The organism is Bacillus sp. FJAT-42315, from assembly GCF_002797375.1.
GTDB lineage: Bacteria > Bacillota > Bacilli > Bacillales > Domibacillaceae > Bacillus_CE.
Genome location: NZ_KZ454941.1, coordinates 2,038,731 through 2,056,247, shown reverse-complemented (window position 1 = coordinate 2,056,247; position 17,517 = coordinate 2,038,731). Strand labels below are relative to the sequence as shown.

Below are 17,517 nucleotides of genomic sequence, written 5' to 3'. Positions count from 1 at the left end.
TCAAGCATGGCGCCATCCTTCTTTCCTCTCCGCTTCTTGAATGCAGACCGCCATAATATCGCGTAATCGTGGATGATAACCGAGATACTTGCATAAATAAATATGCTCGGTCGTTCGTAACGATTGAATTTCTTTTTCCATCGACTTCATTAAAATACCGGTGAATAATAAATAAGGAAGCACCCATAATTGAGACGTCTTTTTATTAGCTAGTCTCTTTAATTCCGTTGAGAATTTGGGTGTTGCTGCTGCTAAATAGCAAATATTCACATCGTTTAACTTGGTTTTAGAGCGGAACAATTGCACAACCCGTGTGAAATCCGCCTTTGTTTGTGGATCGCTACTTCCACGACCGACAATTAGCACGGTTGCATCGGATTCGATTGGCAACTGCTTTTCCTTCATCCGCTCGATTAAAATATCAACAATGGCTTCATGGACACCTAGCGGATCAGCGTAATGTATCCGTACTTGCGGAAACTGAGCTTGAATTCTATTTAGCTCCAATGGAATATCTTTTTTTGCGTGTCCTGCTGCCAGTAGCAAAAAAGGAAAAACAATGATTTCTGTTGCACCTTGCGCGATACAGCGAGCAAATCCTTGTTCCATCGTCGGCTCAGCTAGCTCTAAAAAGCAAGCTTCTTGTATGGGCATATCGATCAACGGCTTCGATTGTTCAATAAAAGCAAGTGCTTCCTCTCTTCCTTTTTTGACTCGGCTTCCATGACAAATATAGAGAACGGCTTTCATTGGACTGCACCTAAAGAGCGGGAAGTATGGTCAAACTCTTGAAACCATTGAATTTTCTCTCGTAGTTTGACAACATCGCCAATAATAATCATGCTTGGATTCGTCATCGCCGCTTGTTTGGCCACTTCATCGATCGTTCCAAGTGTACCAGTTACCGTTCGCTGAATCGCAGTCGTTCCCCAATGAATCAGTGCCGCAGGTGTGTCGGTTGATTTGCCATTAGCTAGTAGTTGCTCTTGAATGTACGGTAAATTTTTGACTCCCATATAAATCGCGAGCGTATCAATGCCTTTCGCTAATGCCGACCATTTGAGCTCTTCTTGTTCTCCTTCTTGGCGGTGGCCTGTGACGATCGCAAAGGAGGCACTGTGATCGCGATGAGTGACGGGGATTCCTGCGTAAGCGGAAGCAGCGATGCCTGATGTGATCCCAGGAACGACTTCAAAAGGAATATGATGTTTCGCTAAAAATTCTGCCTCCTCCCCACCTCGGCCAAACACAAACGGGTCGCCTCCTTTTAAACGCGTCACTTTTTTTCCTTTCTTGGCATGTAGGACGAGTAAGTGATTAATTGTTTCTTGCTGCAGGTGATGATGATTCGGTCGTTTCCCACAAAAAATCAATTCCGCTCCTTCTTTTGCCTCCTGCAACAACTCTTCATTGATGAGACGATCGTATAAAATGACATCCGCTTCTTGAAGCGCTCGCAAGCCTTTCACTGTAATCAAATCTGGATCACCTGGCCCCGCTCCTACTAGCCAAACCTTCCCCATTCTCTCCACCTCCTATTTATTTAGAAAAAGCGGGCAGTACATACCCGCTACCATTTCCAATTCGTTTCTTCTCAAATAATACGATTTCTTCATAATCGGGCAAGGCTAAAAAATATTTCTCTAGTTCGATATCCACTTGCTCAAACGCTTGTTGGTCATCTTTTGCTATGACGATGACAGGGGTTATTTTTTCTACATCTATCACTTCAAATCGATATAAATACAAAAGAGTCCCACCTTTCTATACGGAGGATTGAGCGGACAGCCATTGATCGAGTTGCTGTTGGAGATGCTCGGTTCCAGTTCGGTTAATATAATCATAAAATGTTTCCGCTGGTAATTTCGTTTCTTTAAAATACTCAAGGAATTGCTTTAAAATGGTCGGAAGGTCGTCACCTGTCACTTTTCCTTTTAGTTTTTGGTTAAATACCCCGTCATTCAGCAGCGTCCCACCTACATTGATCTCAAAGGCCTGCACCATTTTTTTGTCTTTATTCCGCACCATCACGCCTTGTAAACCGATATCGGCAATTTGCCGCTGGCCGCAGGAGTTTGGGCAGCCAACCATATGGATTCGAATCGGCACGTCGATTTCCACTTCTTCATCAAGATACTCAGCAATTCGCTTCATTCGTTCCTTTGTTTCCGTCAAAGCAAGGTTACAATATTCGATGCCTGTGCAGGACACCGAGTAAGCAGTAAACTTCGGTGCATCGACGCGAAGTCGCTTGAGAATCGGCTCGTTTAACACCGCCTCGATAAACTCTGTTTTCACATTTGGGATAATTAAGTTTTGCGAGCCACACGTGCGAATTTCGCCATTGCCGAATTGTTTAGCAATGCGAGCAATATCAAGCACTTCATCTGCTTGGAGCCGACCGACCGGCACATTGACGCCGATATAATGAAGCCCTTTCTGTGTTTGTGGTTTCACGCCATAAAAGTAGCCCGCATTCCAGCCCTTCGTTAGATCGGTTCCTGTTTCTGGTAGCGGTCCCGTGTATTCAAGCAGCTTCTCTTTAAACTTTTCTACGCCCCAGTCCTCTACTAAAAATTTCAAACGAGCGCGATGACGTTTTTCACGATAGCCGAAGTCGCGGAAAATCGTCGCCACGGCGATGGTGACGTTCAATACTTCTTCTGGCAAAATGAAGAGATCTAATTTTTGTGCCAACTTTGGCGCAGAGGATAATCCACCGCCTACTTTTAAGTGAAAGCCAATTTTTTTCTCCCCATCGATTTCTTTCTCAGCAGGTAGGAAAGCAACGTCATTAATTTCAGCATTCCCAGCATTGTAAATATTGGCGTTCACCGACATTTTAAATTTACGAGGCAAGTTGGAAAAATCACGATTGCTTGTAAAAAAGTCGTCTATTTCTTTGACGAGCGGTCGAGTATCGTATACTTCATCTGGATCAATGCCAGCAAGTGCATTGCCGATGACGTTTCTTGGCACATCGCCGCAAGCATTCGTGGACGATAGGCCAACTCGTTCTAATCGTTCAAAAATGTCAGGGATTTGTTCAATCGTTAACCAATGAAACTGAACTGCTTGCCGCGTCGTAATATCAAACACGTGTCGGCCGTAGTCTCTTGAAATTTCCGCTAGTGTGATTAGCTGTTCATTCGTTAAAATGCCTGTCGGAACTTTCACTCGCATCATAAAATAGCCGTCTTCTTTCGGTCGCTGCAAATAGAGACCTGCCCATTTAAATCCGTCCCATTCTTCCTTTGGGATCGAAGCAAAGCCATTCGCTGCATAGTAAGGGATGTCATTGAAAATATCAAGCCCATCCGTCACTAATTTCTTTTGTTCTTGTTTACTTAATTTTGGGTTATCGGCCCAGCTTTTTTCATATGCCATTCTCATTCCCCTCCTTCAGCCAGTTTTTCCTTTTAATAAATGCCAATAACTGTTCGACACATTCATCGACGGTATTTTGATCCGTTTGCAACATAAGTTCAGGTGTTTTCGGTGCCTCATAAGGGGAAGATATGCCAGTGAATTGTGGGATATCACCGCTCCGAGCTTTTTTATATAGTCCTTTCGGGTCACGCTCTTCACACTCATCGATCGGGCAGTTGACGAACACTTCCACAAATTCATCTGGCTGCAAGAGTGTGCGAACGATGTCTCGATCTTCTTGAAAAGGAGAAATAAAGGCTGTAAAGACCAGTTGGCCGCTATCGACAAACAGTTTCGCCACTTCCCCAATACGGCGAATGTTCTCTTTGCGATCTTGATCGGAAAAACCAAGGTCTTGATTTAAACCGTGGCGAATGTTATCGCCATCTAGGACATACGTTTGAACGCCTAACTCGTATAGTTTTTGTGCCGCCGCATTAGCGATGGTCGACTTTCCAGAACCGGAAAGGCCGGTGAACCAAAAGACGGCGCTATGATGGTTATTTTTGTGCCGCCGTTGTTCTTTTGTTAATGATTGATCATGCCAGACGATATTTCCCATGTGAATTCCCCCCTATTGAACCGTTTCTTTTTCTTTTAATCCACGAATTAACACTTCGATCACTTCTTTGCGGCTAAAGGTGGAAGGCGGAACTTCTCCTGCTCGCAGCATTTCCCGTACCTTTGTTCCTGAAAGAATGACATGATGCTCCTTGTCATGTGGGCACGTTTTCGATGAAGCCATTGCTTCGCATTTTGTGCAGTAGAAGCTATGTTCAAAGAAAAGTAAGGTGATCCCGATTTCTTCTTCAGTAAATTGGTCAAATATTTTTTGGGCATCATACGTGCCATAATAATTGCCAACCCCTGCATGATCGCGGCCGACAATAAAGTGAGTGCATCCATAGTTTTTACGGACAATCGCATGGAAGATCGCTTCTCTCGGCCCGGCATAGCGCATCGCTGCTGGAAAGACAGCAAGCTGCACACGGTCGGCTGGATAATAATCTTTCAACAACACTTCATAGCTTTCCATTCGAACATCCGCTGGGATATCATCGGCTTTTGTTTCTCCGACAAGCGGATTCAACAATAGGCCATCGACGATTTCTAAGGCTGTTTTCTGTATGTACTCGTGCGCACGATGTACAGGGTTTCTTGTTTGGAAGCCAACGATCTTCTTCCAGCCTTTTTCTTGAAATAATTGTCTCGTTTCTGTTGGATCAAAATAAAAGTCAGCAAATTGAGTGCGTTCAATCCGGCGAATGAGTTGAATCGGTCCGCCTAAATAGACCGAACCTCGTTGCAATAACTTCTGTACTCCTGGATGAGCGGCATCCGTTGTTTTATATACTACTTGCGCTTCTTTTTGCTGATCTGGTCGGTATATATCTTCAATCGTTAAGATGCCATAAGCGACATTGTTATACGTTAATACAACCGTCTCACCGATAGAATAATGAACGGCCTCTTCTTCGTGTAGCGGAAGCGTGATCGGCAAACTCCAAACTGTTTCATTTGCGAGTCGCATATGAGCGACAACGTTGTCATAATCCCTTTGAGTCAGGAAGCCGGTGAGCGGACTATACGCCCCAGTAGCAATGAGCTCTAAATCACTTAAAGCGGTTAAGTCGATCGAAAGTTGTTTTTGAATCGTCGTGAGATCGAAATCAGGTTGATATAAGTTAATGAGTGTACCACCATGTGGCAAAATTGTAGACATCATGAAAACCTCCTAGTTTATTATTCATATATAATTACTTGGTTTTAGCGATAAAAAAATTAATCACCATGTAGGCCGCATTCGGTCTTTCCAGAACCAGACCATCTTCCTGAACGTACATCCTCGATCGAAATCGCTGGTTTTGTACAAGGTTCACAGCCGATACTTGGATAGCCTTGATCGTGAAGTGTGTGATAGTCAAGTTGCTGCTTCGTAACGTAACGCCACACTTCTTTCCACGTCCAATGAATTAATGGACAAATTTTGATCTTTTTAAATTTATGATCTTGGTTGATATAATTTGTATGCTTTCTCGTTTCAGATTGTTCTCGACGCAAGCCTGAAATCCACGCAGTTGCCGGTTCAAGAGCTTCTTTTAACGGGATCATCTTTCTTAGTTTGCAGCACATATTCGGATCGTGTTTCCACAAGTCCTCTCCGTATGTTTCTGTTTGCTCCTCGATTGTGAGTGCAGGCTGCTGCAAATGAATGTGAAGCGCTGGATATCGTTTTTTTACTTTGTCAATGATGTCATACGTTTCTTGAAAATGATAACTAGTATCGAGAAACACAATCGAAGCATCAGGACGAATGCTTGCAATCAAATCGATAAGAACAATCCCTTCGATCCCAAAGCTACAAGCATACATAAGTTGATCGCCATAATGGTCGTATGCCCATTGCAATATTTCTTTTGCTCCTTTCGTCTCGCTCGTCGATAGAATGTCTGGCAATGGATGGCGTTCCCATTGTTCATACGTTATCATATTTAAAACCTACTTTCCTTATAGGAATTAATAATGTTTTATATTTTATCAGAAAATTCTTTGAAGTCAATCATATTTTTCAGATAGGAATAGTTAAAATATATGCAATTTTTCTCCTATATGTGAGAAAAAGACCGAATTATATTAATTTTTTACTCATTTACGATTGAATTTGCTTGTTTATGGGTATAATAAAATAAAGTGTGTCTAAAAAGAAGCAAAGGAGGAATCGAATGGCCTATAGACGTATTTGTGAAGATTGTCATGGTGTAGGACGAGTTCCTCTTATTCGAGGCATTCACATGAAAAAAGTGTGCAAGCATTGCAATGGAACCGGAAGTCAGTTTAGTTATCGGCTACAAGAATTCCGGATCGGCTGGGAGATGGGAGAAGAATTGATTTTTAAATAAAGAGAGGTCGTTTACAGTGAAGGAACAGGATGTTATTTTATACAATGACAAAGAATATCAAATTATTCGTATCGATCAGGCTGGCTATTGTGATATTCAACAAATCGCTCCTCCTCACCAAGTGGAATTGACTCACATTAAACATATAAAAGATTGCCCGACTATTTCTCGAACATAAATGAACCAGACGCCTCACGTCATTGGTTCTTTTTTTATGAAGTTCGCGGTTGTCTCTCCCTTTTGTCGTTGTGAAATGGTATAATCAAAGGCGATTATGTATATATGGAGGACTGTGCACATTGATTACAGTACAAGACGTTAGCTTACGTTTCGGCGATAAAAAGCTATTTGAAGACATTAATATTAAATTTACACCAGGTAATTGCTACGGATTAATCGGAGCAAATGGCGCGGGGAAATCTACGTTCTTGAAAATTTTATCAGGAGATCTTGAAGCGCAAACCGGTCATGTCTCTATGACACCAGGTGCTCGTATGGCCGTGTTAAAGCAGAACCACTTCGAGTATGAAGAGCATGAAGTGTTAAAAACGGTCATCATGGGTCACGCTCGCCTATATGAAGTGATGCAAGAAAAAGATGCGATCTATATGAAAGAGGATTTCTCTGATGAAGATGGCATGAGAGCTGCTGAACTTGAAGGTGAATTTGCGGAATTAAACGGTTGGGAAGCGGAATCAGAAGCCGCGATTCTTTTAAAAGGTCTTGGTGTATCAGAAGACCTTCATACAAAGAAAATGGCTGAGTTAACCGGTTCTGAAAAAGTGAAAGTATTGCTTGCTCAAGCTCTATTCGGTAAGCCGGATGTATTACTTCTCGATGAGCCGACCAACCACTTGGACATTCAAGCGATTCAATGGTTAGAAGAGTTTTTGATCAACTTTGAGAACACGGTTATCGTTGTTTCCCATGACCGTCACTTCTTAAATAAAGTATGTACGCATATTGCTGACCTTGACTTTGGAAAGATCCAAATTTATGTTGGTAACTACGACTTCTGGTATGAGTCTAGCCAATTAGCGCTAAAAATGGCGCAGGATGCGAACAAGAAAAAAGAAGAAAAAATTAAAGAGTTGCAAGCCTTCGTTGCTCGCTTTAGTGCGAATGCATCGAAATCAAAGCAAGCGACTTCTCGTAAAAAGTCATTGGAAAAAATTACGCTCGATGATATTAAACCTTCTTCTCGTAAATATCCATACGTGCACTTTAAACCGGAACGTGAAATCGGAAACGATCTTCTACGCGTGGACGGCTTAACGAAAACGATCGATGGCGTGAAAGTTTTGGATGACGTTAGCTTTATTATGAACAAAGATGATAAAATCGCGCTTGTTGGGACGAACGAATTAGCGAAAGCAACATTGTTTAAAATTTTAGCTGGCGAAATGGAACCAGATAGCGGCACGTATAAATGGGGCGTAACAACAAGTCAGTCTTATTTCCCGAAAGACAACAGCGAATACTTTGAAGGCTCTGAATTAAACCTTGTTGAATGGTTGCGTCAATATTCACCTGAAGATGAAAGTGAAAGCTTCCTTCGTGGATTTTTAGGACGTATGCTCTTCTCTGGTGAAGAAGCACTGAAAAAAGCAAACGTCTTATCTGGAGGCGAAAAAGTTCGCTGTATGCTTTCGAAAATGATGTTATCAGGAGCGAACGTTCTTCTTATGGATGAGCCGACGAACCACTTAGACCTTGAATCGATTACAGCTGTCAATAATGGATTAGACAATTTCAAAGGGTCGATGATCTTTGCTTCTCATGACCATCAGTTCATTCAAACGATCGCTAACCGCATCATGGACATTACACCAAGCGGTTTAGTTGATAAAGAAATGACGTATGATGAATATTTAGAAGATACGGAGCTGCAAAAGCAAGTGAAGGAAATGTATCAAGTAGCGAAATAAAAACGCTCATTAAAGTCCAATTTCGACTGATATACACCCAAATTAAAAACCCAAGAATGTTGATTTAGCAGCATTCTTGGGTTTTAGCTTCTTCATTTTTGAGGCTGAATCTTCCTTTTTCGGACAGCCTCATGCGTGTTTAAGCCTAAGAGTTATTTTTTTAAAAAACTAAGGAAGTTGAGAATTTATATCTTTAATTTCATTAAATCAAAAAAAATTGATTTATAAGTTGCGTTATAAAAGTCATTTCGTATATACTATTATTAATATCAAAAAAAGTTGATGAAAGGAAGCATATTATAAAAATGCAATCGCAACAGTTCCAGCAATATGAGAAAAAATTTAAGGCTTTAGCTGATCAAAGACGTTTAGAGATTATGTATGAACTTTGCCAACGAAGAAAAACATGTGTATGTGATTTAACAGAGATATTCGAAATACCTCAATCCAAGCTATCTTATCATTTAAAGATTTTATTAGATGCAGGATTGATTATAAAAGAAACAAAAGGAACATGGAGTTATTATGATTTAAATGATGAAGAGGTAGACAGTTTACTTTCAGAAGAGTTGTGTTGTATTTTTAGAAAAACTGAAAAAGGTAATTGTTGCTAGTTTTTTGTATTATTTATATCAATTCTTTTTGATTTAATAAAACCGGTAAGGAGGAATTAGTTATGAAATATGTACATGTAGGAATCAATGTTACGAATTTAGAGAAATCAGTTGAGTTTTATGCAAAAATGTTTGGTGTATCACCAGTTAAAATGAAAGTCGATTATGCAAAATTCTTATTAGAAGTTCCAGGACTTAACTTCACGCTCAACGTGAGAGATGAAGTTAAGGGAAACCAGATAAACCATTTTGGTTTTCAAGTGGAGACAGCTGAGGAAATTACAATTCATAAAGAAAGATTAGAAAAAGAAGGTTTTTTTGCCCGTGATGAGATGAATACAACTTGTTGTTATGCAGTACAAGATAAGTTTTGGGTAACAGATCCAGATGGTAACGAGTGGGAGTTCTTTTATACAAAGGCAGATAGTGATGTCCGTAAAATTGAAGATACACAATGTTGTACGACTTCGAGTGTAGTTTTGAAATAAAGTGTGATCAAAAAGTACATTATAAACGCTGACTGTGTAATATAGAAGAACCCACGCATTTTGAAAAAGATTGATCAAAATGCGTGGGTTTAGTTTTCATAAATAATACTATTTTTTGCAATATAGTACCTGCTTTTATCACCTGTTTTGAATAGCCAATCAGACAACTTTTCTAACGATTTTATTTTATCTGTTTATAAGCATCAATAAAATGGCTTGGGCTTGTAGTAATGATATAAGAAAACACCCCGCGAATCGTATGCAAATAGAAAAATCCGTAATTAGCAGACAGCAAGCGATACGACATATCGTGAACTTCTGTAATCGTGAACTCATAGGAAGCACAGGTCACTTTATCTTGATATAAATGGAGATATTCTTCTGTTTGTGAAATCTTTTGCTGCTCCCATTCGATTTTTCGACTAGTGACAATGTATGGTTGAATTGCGTGAAGCATGGGTCCCTCCTTTTGAGTTTCCGTTTTTTAAACAGTGTAACAGAAGGTGGAGGAAAGGGCCAAATAAAATTTGAATATTGTATAGAACCGCTTATCACTTAATTTTAGCTAGAATATCCCTTACAAAATTTGTTTTATCAGCTGCATACTTATGTTTATTATTCGAATTTGCGTTAACTAACTGAATCTTTAACTGTTCATACTCAGTTCGAGCTGTATTATTAGTCTGTAAGTAATCTCGAAAATTCAATTGCTCAATTAAATATTTATTTCCCTTTTCATACATATGAATTTGATGTGTTCTCGGTTCACCTTTATTAAAGTAATATCTTTCGGGGAGTACTCCCTCTCTATACTCATAGTTTATTTGTTCTAACCCTACAATACATTTCAAACCATCATCAAAATGATTTAATTCAATAGCGATATCGATAATAGGTTTGGCTCTTAAATATGGAACGGATGTACTTCCAATATGATGTATTGCTATAATATATTTTCCAATCTGAGCCTCAATTAATTGCTGCTCATTTATAAATTCCTTTTCCCATTCCTCGGTCCAAGGTACTAAAAAAACTTTTCCACGAGGTAACCCTAACATTTAATCTCCCCATTCTGCATAATATACAGGACAATAATACTCATCTGTTAAAATAAACAAAAAGCCTTTTTGGCATCTGACAGGTTCATGCTAAAAAGGCTTGGAAATTTAATTCATATAATAATCTTCAATGGCTTCAAGGTCATTGTCTTTCGTTAACAATGTTAATGCCCAATTGTTTGGAGAATCATGCAAAAGAACCGGATGCTGCAGGAGTGTGTCCTTTACATCATATTTGACAATGAGTTCATTCGCTTCTTTTTGACTTTTTCCGAAAATAGCTACTAATTCGCGGGCAATTAAACTGGTTAGAATGGTCGTTTCTTTTTGAATCATGTCACGATTGAATTCTTTTAACACGAAATCACCTCCACTTTTTCGCTTGGTAATAATGATTTCCTTGCAGATCAAGTATTTGTTGCGTGGTAAAAGTAACTGTATGGTTCAAAGATCAAAGACGCCCCACCTTCATTCGCTCCTGCCTTCAATTTTTCATTTGAATACTTTATTATATCATGATTTTAGATTAGCATATGACGTAACGGAGGGAGTAAGCCAAAATACCACCTTTTCAGATAATTTTTTCATATCCTCACAACCGGACTCTTTAATGGGGTAATTTATTGCGCAAATGAAGAAGATTTGAAATAATTGTTATTAAGTTAAAGGTAGAATAGAGGAACCAAAAAAGGGGGATTTCTTTGTATTCTGTAATTTATTTCTCAGTAGCATTAGTTATAATCATTTTCTTGGCTATGGCAAAGACAATTAAAGATAGTCAACAACGTAGAGACAAAAATAAGTAACACTTTATCTTTGGAATTGAACTTTCTAATATCGTAATTTCCTTAACCTTGTAAATCTGCATTTCTCTGAAACCCCGCCCTTCTCTTCCTTGTTCTTATACAGGGCAACAATACACATATACCAAAATAAACCAAAAGCCTTTTTGATATCTGATCGGTTCAGGCTAAAAAGGACTGGGAGCAACATTTGAACCTAACATCCTTCAAATATTTTCTTCACTACGTTCTGCCCACCAGTTTCATGATTATAAAGTTTTTTAAATAGAGTTTGGATCAATCAATAGGTTGGTCTTTATGTAATTTATAAAGACAATTAGTCATGTTGGTTTCACTTCTGGCTTTTTGGATAATATTTGTTATGAATGGCGCTTTTGCCTTTGTATATGCAACTTTGTCAGAATGATACTTTTCGGCTAATTCTTTTTTTAGTTTATAATACTGATGAAGTATCTCAGGTTGGGTTCTTAGATAATCTCGAAATAAGATGTTATTATTCCACTCTTCGCTTTCGTATTTATAAACGTGTAAATGATGTGTTCCTGCTCTCCATAATCCTTTTCTAAAAAACCTTCTATTTGGAAACTCTTTATGGAATACATATTCATATCTAATCTCTTCCAACGGCTTAATGAATTCATCTACTTCTTTTAGATCACGAACTCCAATCATAATATCCAATATCGGTTTAGCTCCTAGCCCTTCAACGGATGTACTTCCAATGTGTTCAATGGCAATAGCTTTATCACCTATTATACTTTTTAGAAGCCTTTGCTCCTTTTTAAATTGTAATGCCCAATCTGGTGTATATTCCTCAATAACAACTGGTTGGTCCATATTCTTAATCCACAAGAAAAACCGAAATCTCTTCTTTAAAGAGATAGGAAATTAATTTATTCATCGGTCGATCCCTTTCTTCGAATAATTAGATTACTCATATCATAACATAAATTACCAAATTAGGGATAAACCCTGAACACTTTATATGCTCAGGATTCTTTCATCATAAATTGAATGGTTTCGGCTAAGCCTTCCTCATAAGGAGTTTGTGGCAAGGGACCGATTTCTTTTTCGTACGTTTCCCCAGATAAAATAACAGGATCTTCATATAAATACATCATTTCGACCACTTCTCGCATATTGCGGCTAAATAAAGATAGGAAGCGGATCATTCCTTTATTCACTTGGGAAAAAGCATGCGGGCGATCCGTGATTTGTTCGAGTATCTGTTTTAATTGTTGGCCGCTGAGTGTTCCGGTCCCTGGAATGTTCCAGTGTTTATGATAAGCATGGTCAAGAGTAGACAATTCGATTAATGCTTTCGCGCCATCTGGCGTATAAATAAATTCACGTTGTTTGCGAATGTCTCCTACATACATCGCTTTTTTTCCTTTAATAATATTTTGAAGCGTTGTATGCATGACTGTACTCGTTGCATTTGGACCATAAAAATCAGGGAAATGAGCTTGGACAGTCGGCACTCCCGAATGAGCGTATAATTCTTCGAGTTGAAGACGAATTTTTCCTTTTTTCGTATGTGGATGTTTTGGAGTCATCTCAGTAATTTTATGCCCGGGATTTCGTCCGTAGGCGTAAATATTGTCAACTACAGCTAGCTTGCAATGATTCGCTTTCGCTGCCTCTATAATATTTTTATTCAGCATCACGAGCTTTTCTTCCCATAACTCATAAGGAATATTGATCGCATGATAAATGATGTCTACTCCGTTGGCCGCTTTTTTCAAATCCTCCAGGTGAAAAACGTCACCTGCTATGATTTGAACGTTTGGTAATGCCCCGAATAATTGATCCAGTTTGGGTTTCGTTCTAGCAAAGGCAATCGTTTCAATTCCTCTTCTACTAAGCTCTTTTACAATCGCATACCCCATTCCACCTGTTGCACCTACTACTAATGTTTTTTTCATACTCTCCACCTCCGAATTAATTAACCACTGTTCAATAAAAGGATAAAAAAATTAGTTTGATTGGATTCCTTTTAATAAAAATTGCACATGAGCTTCTGCTAGGTCTCGGACATCTGCCATCTTTTGGCCGCTGCGGCAATACATCGTCACAAATCCATGAAGGCTAAGAAACAGTAGCCAAGTTTCTTTCAAAGTAATTTGTCCAGGAGAGAGTTTCATGATTACAGTCGCAAATCGTTCATAGCTGACATCTGGCGCATTTTCTGTGTAGCTTTTTAATTCTTCATCCTTGATCAAAAACATGATTTCATAGTCACTCTGATTGTTCATACCATACTCGATAAAGCTAAGTAGTACTTTTTCTAGCTTTTCCTCTGAAGAAAGCGGAGAAGCGATCACCTCTTCAAGCATTTCATTTAGTTTAGAAAAATTAGCTTTCACTAAGGCAAAGAATAATTCTGCTTTATTTTTAAAGTGATAATAAATTGCTCCGTGACTGTAATTTAGCTTTTTCGCGATTTGTCGCATCGAAGTATGTTGGTAGCCATTCTCTACAAATAAATCTCTAGCGGCTTCCATAATCATTTCGCGTGTTAATTCATTCTCTACGGCTTTTCTTGGTGTCATCTACATATCTCCTTCTTTTTATTGACCACTGGTTAATAAAAGTATATATAATTATTTCACGCTCGTCAATCAGAAACTAGCCTTGTTACTGCCCTTGAAACTGATACAACTCATGCGCTTGGAGTATTTGATGATTAAGAAGTGGCACGATACCGATATCTGTTAACAATCGAAAACCGTTACTTTGCTTTCCGATGCGGATTAATTGATCCGCATAATCTATCCTCCATATATAATCGCTACGATAAAAGCTAAAGATAAAAAGGCACAAAGCGGGATATAAAAATACGTATCCATCATCGAAAATTTTGTTTTTCTCTTTTTCTTACTGATTCCAAAATAATCAAAATCACCAACGACTCTAAGAGCAAAAACAATCGCACAAACCCAAGCGCCTACTCGAACGATCAAATATGTTTCAGATAAGTGAATGTGATTAGCTTGCATAAGGAGAATAAATGCTGCCGCACTTAACAAAAAGGCAACAACAAGAGTAACGATGACATTCGGAGAAAAGGTTCGTTCCCCCTCTTGTTCTGGGAGAACAGCGGCTGTTCCCCACTTTCCACCAAATGCCCAAAAAACGTGAAGCAAGCTAACAGCAAACAATATACATGCAGCTAATAAAGTGATTGTCATCATCATGTTTTCTCTCCTATTCTTGATTAATTCCTTCCCATAAGACATCCAAATGTTGCTGAAATAGCTCTCTAATATCGGATGTTTGAGGTTGTAATAACGACGATGACATCATTGTGTGGAAATAGGTGCCCATGATGGTAGAAGCAATGATATCCGTATCCCATTTACTTTCTAGTTGTCCATTTTGTTTTGCATGATCAATGATGGAGGCGATTGTTTCTTGTAGCTGACGGATACTTTTTGATTCGTTCTCAACCACATAAGCTGATTTTACGATTTCCACTAATACATGTTTCATCAGCTCCCCTTGTTCGATATATCTGAACAATAAATCGCTTAAAATACATTGAATTTTCTCTTTAGGATGTTGAAGATGTTGGTGCTTTTCCATGCTTTCCTGTAATAATTCGATTTGTGAATCCCCTAAATACAATAAAATCTGTTCTTTCTTTGCAAAATAATTAAAAAATGTTCCTTTAGCAATGCCACATGCAGAAGCAATTTCTTGAACGGTTACATTTTCATAGCCTTTTTCTTTAAATAGTTGGACGGCTCGCAGAAAAATTTGTTCTTTTAGTTCTTTTTTTCGACTTTCTCTCAGCATACGATCGACTCCTAACTAAAAATAACCTTGGTCATATTTCGACTAAGGTCATTTTAAAGTATATTTTCTTTTCTGTCAATTGAAGTGTTTACACCCAAAAACTTGGATATTCTCGATTGCTACGTAAATTATTGATAATTAATGCGAAGAGAACGATCACAATTGAGCCAATTAGTACAGGGGTAATTAAGTAACTCCATTGGTGTTCACCTAGCATGACAACAAGTGGGTTAGCTCCAGCTGGTGGATGCGTTGTTTTCGTTAGCATCATCATCGCAATGGCTAAGCCTACAGATAAACCGATTGCCCAAGGTTCATCTCCCAACACATGATAGGTAGCTAAACCAATAAAGGTTGCGATGAAATGGCCGCCAATAATATTACGCGGTTGTGATAATGGCGCGTTCCAAACGCCGAATGCCAGTACGCAGCTTGCTCCAAATGGCGCCATTAACCATCCGGTTGAAGTCATATTTGTTAACACAATTAAAGTGAAAATAGTGAGAAATCCGCCAATCAGTCCGGTTGCTACATCTTTTCCATGAACTTGTAGTGGACTTCTCCCCTTCCCTCTCATTTTAGATAAATAACGTACACGAAATGAAGGTAGCCCTTCTTTGTTTGCTATAGTTGTACGATCCATTATTTCTCCTCCTTTTTAATTACTATTTACTTTACACGCAACAAACTAACCTGTCAATTATATTTTTAAAGGTTATTTTGTGGGTTCGTAAAAAAAGAACTAGCTTAAAAGCTAGTTCTTCATTCATCATCAGGTTGCCGATGTTGAAATCGAGCAACCTTTTGTCTATTTCCGCATATTTTCATTGAACACCATTTACGTCTTCCGCTCTTATCCATAAATAACAGCACACAATCTTGGTTGGAGCATCGTTTAAGAGAGGTTAGTTTGTTCTCCGCTATTAAAGATAACGCATCAAAGGCAATCAATGATAGAAGGACATTTTCTATCTCACCAACAGGAATAGGCACCAATTGTTGATTCCATAATTGATAAGTGAAAGGGGCTTTTTCGATCGTTTCTTCTAAAAAAACAATAAACTCATTTGGAATGGCTTGTCCATCGGCTATTAATTCATATTGATGCCTTAAAACAGCACGAATATCTAGAATACGAGATACTACTTGTTCGATCCGCTCTTCTATTTTTAAAAATAGCTGATCATTCCAAAAGAGGTTTTCCTCTTTTACGACATGTAGCCAATCGAGTACATCTTTCCCTGTCAGCAACAAATCATGTCGCTGTCCGCGTCTTACTAGCTCTGTGTTGACTAAATCTATAGAAAGATGCCCTGATATTAGTGGGAATTTTTTCGTCTCTGTCATTACGCATAGCTCCTATTTTAGATTTATCATTATTATACCTTGTTTCCGTACCTTTCAATAATTTCTCGTTTTGAATGCTTTGAACATGCAAAAACGAGACCCAGACACAGGTCTCGTTTTATACAGAAAGTAACGCTTTCGCAATACCAATGAAGTATTCAGATTCGCGGATGATATGATTGATGACTGTTTTTGCTACGGGATTTTTTTGAACAGCGGCACTGTTCTCTTTAATTTGTCGGCATAATTCAATGAATTGTTCGCTTTGCTTTAGGCAAAATTCAGTTAGCTTTAATACTTCTTGATAAAGTATCGCTGGAATATAGCTAGTTGAGCGGTTGATGGCTTCGATGACTCCGACGACCTTTTGGTGCGTTTTTGATAAGGAGGCTTCCCATTTTTTTAAGGCTTCTACGTATTCTTTCTCTAAGTCCGGCAATAGTTCTCGAATGACGACGGTATGTTCTTCTTCTTGATGCTTCCAAAATTCAGCCTCGTCTAATATGCGCAGCGGCATTTGCGGTCCGTAATAAAATTGCACAAAATTCACCCTTTCATCGCTTGTTTAGTACATGCTATGACTGCGAGTAAAGAAGTATGAATACCTTATCCGCATACTTTATGCAAAGGCGGTCAGACTAACAGAGAATGCTGTTGAAAAGGAGAATGATACTGATGAAGCAGAAAAAAGAGCAAGGCATGGGATCTAGACTGATGAATGAAGAAGAAGCAATTCAAGCTGTACAGAAAGCAGACAGCACAGATAATGGGATGAGTATCACTCAGGAGCAAATAAACGATGTGTATAATGAGGGAACGATTGATCAGAGGCAAGAACGCTGAACTGATGAGGCTGTCCAGAAAGTCAGTGAAAACTGACTTTCTGTGACAGCCCTTCTTCATTTATGGAAAAAATCGCACAAAAAAATCGCCCTTTATAGTAAAATGAAGTTACCACACAACATCTCAAAAAGGAGCGATTTTTTATGAGCAATCCAAAGATTACTACTGCCCATTATAGCACGCAAATGAGCCTTCCTCTAGAGGTAAAAGAAGAAACTTCCGTTTCTAAGCGAACGTTTTCTCCCACATTTAAACCGTATGATCCCTCTCAAAGCCAAGCAATCCTAGACATTGAAACTTGGATTCCTG

The 17,517-nt window shown here is 38.8% G+C and carries 24 protein-coding genes; 6 read left to right on the top strand and 18 right to left on the bottom strand.

The window, feature by feature from the left end; genetic code table 11:
* From CEF22_RS10190 to CEF22_RS10160, 7 genes are read right to left on the bottom strand one after another with little or no spacing between them, the layout of a single operon-like run.
* Positions 1–750: a sirohydrochlorin chelatase gene (locus CEF22_RS10190; protein ID WP_100402777.1), complete on the bottom strand. Its 750-nt coding sequence runs from the start codon at positions 748–750 to the stop codon at positions 1–3.
* Entirely contained in the window at positions 747–1,523 is a 777-nt protein-coding gene (gene cobA / locus CEF22_RS10185) for a uroporphyrinogen-III C-methyltransferase (RefSeq protein WP_100402776.1), read from the bottom strand. The genes CEF22_RS10190 and cobA overlap by 4 nt, the downstream gene beginning before the upstream one ends.
* Positions 1,524–1,539: 16 nt before the next feature.
* Positions 1,540–1,749 (bottom strand): DUF3906 family protein, encoded by a 210-nt coding sequence (locus tag CEF22_RS10180; RefSeq protein ID WP_095479101.1) that lies wholly within the window; start codon positions 1,747–1,749, stop codon positions 1,540–1,542.
* Between the two features lie 15 nt (positions 1,750–1,764).
* Positions 1,765–3,387 (bottom strand): nitrite/sulfite reductase, encoded by a 1,623-nt coding sequence (locus CEF22_RS10175; protein ID WP_100402775.1) that lies wholly within the window; start codon positions 3,385–3,387, stop codon positions 1,765–1,767.
* Entirely contained in the window at positions 3,377–3,991 is a 615-nt protein-coding gene (cysC, locus tag CEF22_RS10170) for an adenylyl-sulfate kinase (RefSeq protein ID WP_100402774.1), read from the bottom strand. Before cysC ends, CEF22_RS10175 begins: the two co-directional genes overlap by 11 nt.
* Positions 3,992–4,003: 12 nt before the next feature.
* Entirely contained in the window at positions 4,004–5,152 is a 1,149-nt protein-coding gene (gene sat / locus CEF22_RS10165; RefSeq protein WP_100402773.1) for a sulfate adenylyltransferase, read from the bottom strand.
* A 59-nt stretch (positions 5,153–5,211) separates the two neighbouring features.
* Positions 5,212–5,919: a phosphoadenylyl-sulfate reductase gene (locus CEF22_RS10160; protein WP_100402772.1), complete on the bottom strand. Its 708-nt coding sequence runs from the start codon at positions 5,917–5,919 to the stop codon at positions 5,212–5,214.
* Positions 5,920–6,152: 233 nt separating this feature from the next.
* On the opposite strand from CEF22_RS10160, the gene CEF22_RS18520 reads away from it, so the two are divergent.
* The 5 genes from CEF22_RS18520 (at position 6,153) to CEF22_RS10145 (ending at position 9,359) form a co-directional block, all read left to right on the top strand.
* Positions 6,153–6,329 carry a hypothetical protein gene (locus tag CEF22_RS18520; protein ID WP_157843215.1) on the top strand — a complete coding sequence of 59 codons (177 nt, stop codon included), beginning with the start codon at positions 6,153–6,155 and terminating at the stop codon, positions 6,327–6,329.
* Positions 6,330–6,345: 16 nt separating this feature from the next.
* Positions 6,346–6,507, top strand: coding sequence for a hypothetical protein (locus CEF22_RS18515; protein WP_157843214.1), 162 nt, complete (start codon positions 6,346–6,348; stop codon positions 6,505–6,507).
* Between the two features lie 121 nt (positions 6,508–6,628).
* Positions 6,629–8,257 (top strand): ABC-F family ATP-binding cassette domain-containing protein, encoded by a 1,629-nt coding sequence (locus CEF22_RS10155; RefSeq protein ID WP_100402771.1) that lies wholly within the window; start codon positions 6,629–6,631, stop codon positions 8,255–8,257.
* A 305-nt stretch (positions 8,258–8,562) separates the two neighbouring features.
* Entirely contained in the window at positions 8,563–8,871 is a 309-nt protein-coding gene (arsR, locus tag CEF22_RS10150; RefSeq protein WP_100402770.1) for an arsenical resistance operon transcriptional regulator ArsR, read from the top strand.
* A 62-nt stretch (positions 8,872–8,933) separates the two neighbouring features.
* Positions 8,934–9,359, top strand: a complete 426-nt coding sequence (locus tag CEF22_RS10145) for an ArsI/CadI family heavy metal resistance metalloenzyme (protein WP_100402769.1) — start codon at positions 8,934–8,936, stop codon at positions 9,357–9,359.
* A 181-nt stretch (positions 9,360–9,540) separates the two neighbouring features.
* Here the strand turns inward: CEF22_RS10145 and CEF22_RS10140 are convergent, their stop codons facing one another.
* The 11 genes from CEF22_RS10140 to CEF22_RS10090 all read right to left on the bottom strand — a co-directional run bounded on the left by CEF22_RS10140 (position 9,541) and on the right by CEF22_RS10090 (position 16,906).
* On the bottom strand, positions 9,541–9,816 hold the full coding sequence (locus CEF22_RS10140) for a hypothetical protein (protein ID WP_100402768.1): 276 nt from the start codon (positions 9,814–9,816) through the stop codon (positions 9,541–9,543).
* Between the two features lie 94 nt (positions 9,817–9,910).
* Positions 9,911–10,417 (bottom strand): GrpB family protein, encoded by a 507-nt coding sequence (locus CEF22_RS10135; RefSeq protein ID WP_100402767.1) that lies wholly within the window; start codon positions 10,415–10,417, stop codon positions 9,911–9,913.
* Positions 10,418–10,525: 108 nt separating this feature from the next.
* A complete protein-coding gene (locus CEF22_RS10130; RefSeq protein WP_100402766.1) occupies positions 10,526–10,777 on the bottom strand; it encodes a hypothetical protein in 252 nt (83 codons plus the stop codon).
* A 719-nt stretch (positions 10,778–11,496) separates the two neighbouring features.
* Positions 11,497–12,057 (bottom strand): GrpB family protein, encoded by a 561-nt coding sequence (locus CEF22_RS10125; protein WP_100403975.1) that lies wholly within the window; start codon positions 12,055–12,057, stop codon positions 11,497–11,499.
* 152 nt (positions 12,058–12,209) lie between these two features.
* Positions 12,210–13,145, bottom strand: a complete 936-nt coding sequence (locus tag CEF22_RS10120; RefSeq protein WP_100402765.1) for an SDR family NAD(P)-dependent oxidoreductase — start codon at positions 13,143–13,145, stop codon at positions 12,210–12,212.
* Between the two features lie 51 nt (positions 13,146–13,196).
* Positions 13,197–13,772, bottom strand: coding sequence for a TetR/AcrR family transcriptional regulator (locus CEF22_RS10115; protein WP_100402764.1), 576 nt, complete (start codon positions 13,770–13,772; stop codon positions 13,197–13,199).
* Positions 13,773–13,991: 219 nt separating this feature from the next.
* Complete coding sequence (locus CEF22_RS10110; RefSeq protein WP_100403974.1) at positions 13,992–14,414, bottom strand: DUF3995 domain-containing protein; 423 nt, start codon at positions 14,412–14,414, stop codon at positions 13,992–13,994.
* A gap of 13 nt (positions 14,415–14,427) precedes the next feature.
* A complete protein-coding gene (locus CEF22_RS10105; RefSeq protein ID WP_100402763.1) occupies positions 14,428–15,018 on the bottom strand; it encodes a TetR/AcrR family transcriptional regulator in 591 nt (196 codons plus the stop codon).
* An 88-nt stretch (positions 15,019–15,106) separates the two neighbouring features.
* Entirely contained in the window at positions 15,107–15,661 is a 555-nt protein-coding gene (locus CEF22_RS10100) for an HPP family protein (RefSeq protein WP_100402762.1), read from the bottom strand.
* 119 nt (positions 15,662–15,780) lie between these two features.
* Positions 15,781–16,365, bottom strand: a complete 585-nt coding sequence (locus tag CEF22_RS10095; RefSeq protein WP_100402761.1) for a CGNR zinc finger domain-containing protein — start codon at positions 16,363–16,365, stop codon at positions 15,781–15,783.
* A 118-nt stretch (positions 16,366–16,483) separates the two neighbouring features.
* The gene (locus tag CEF22_RS10090; RefSeq protein WP_100402760.1) at positions 16,484–16,906 is read right to left on the bottom strand and encodes a DUF2935 domain-containing protein; all 423 of its coding nucleotides are present in this window, start codon (positions 16,904–16,906) and stop codon (positions 16,484–16,486) included.
* A 134-nt stretch (positions 16,907–17,040) separates the two neighbouring features.
* Between CEF22_RS10090 and CEF22_RS10085 the strand changes: the two genes are divergently transcribed.
* Positions 17,041–17,208, top strand: a complete 168-nt coding sequence (locus CEF22_RS10085) for a YozQ family protein (RefSeq protein ID WP_157843213.1) — start codon at positions 17,041–17,043, stop codon at positions 17,206–17,208.
* The last annotated feature ends 309 nt before the right edge of the window (positions 17,209–17,517 follow it).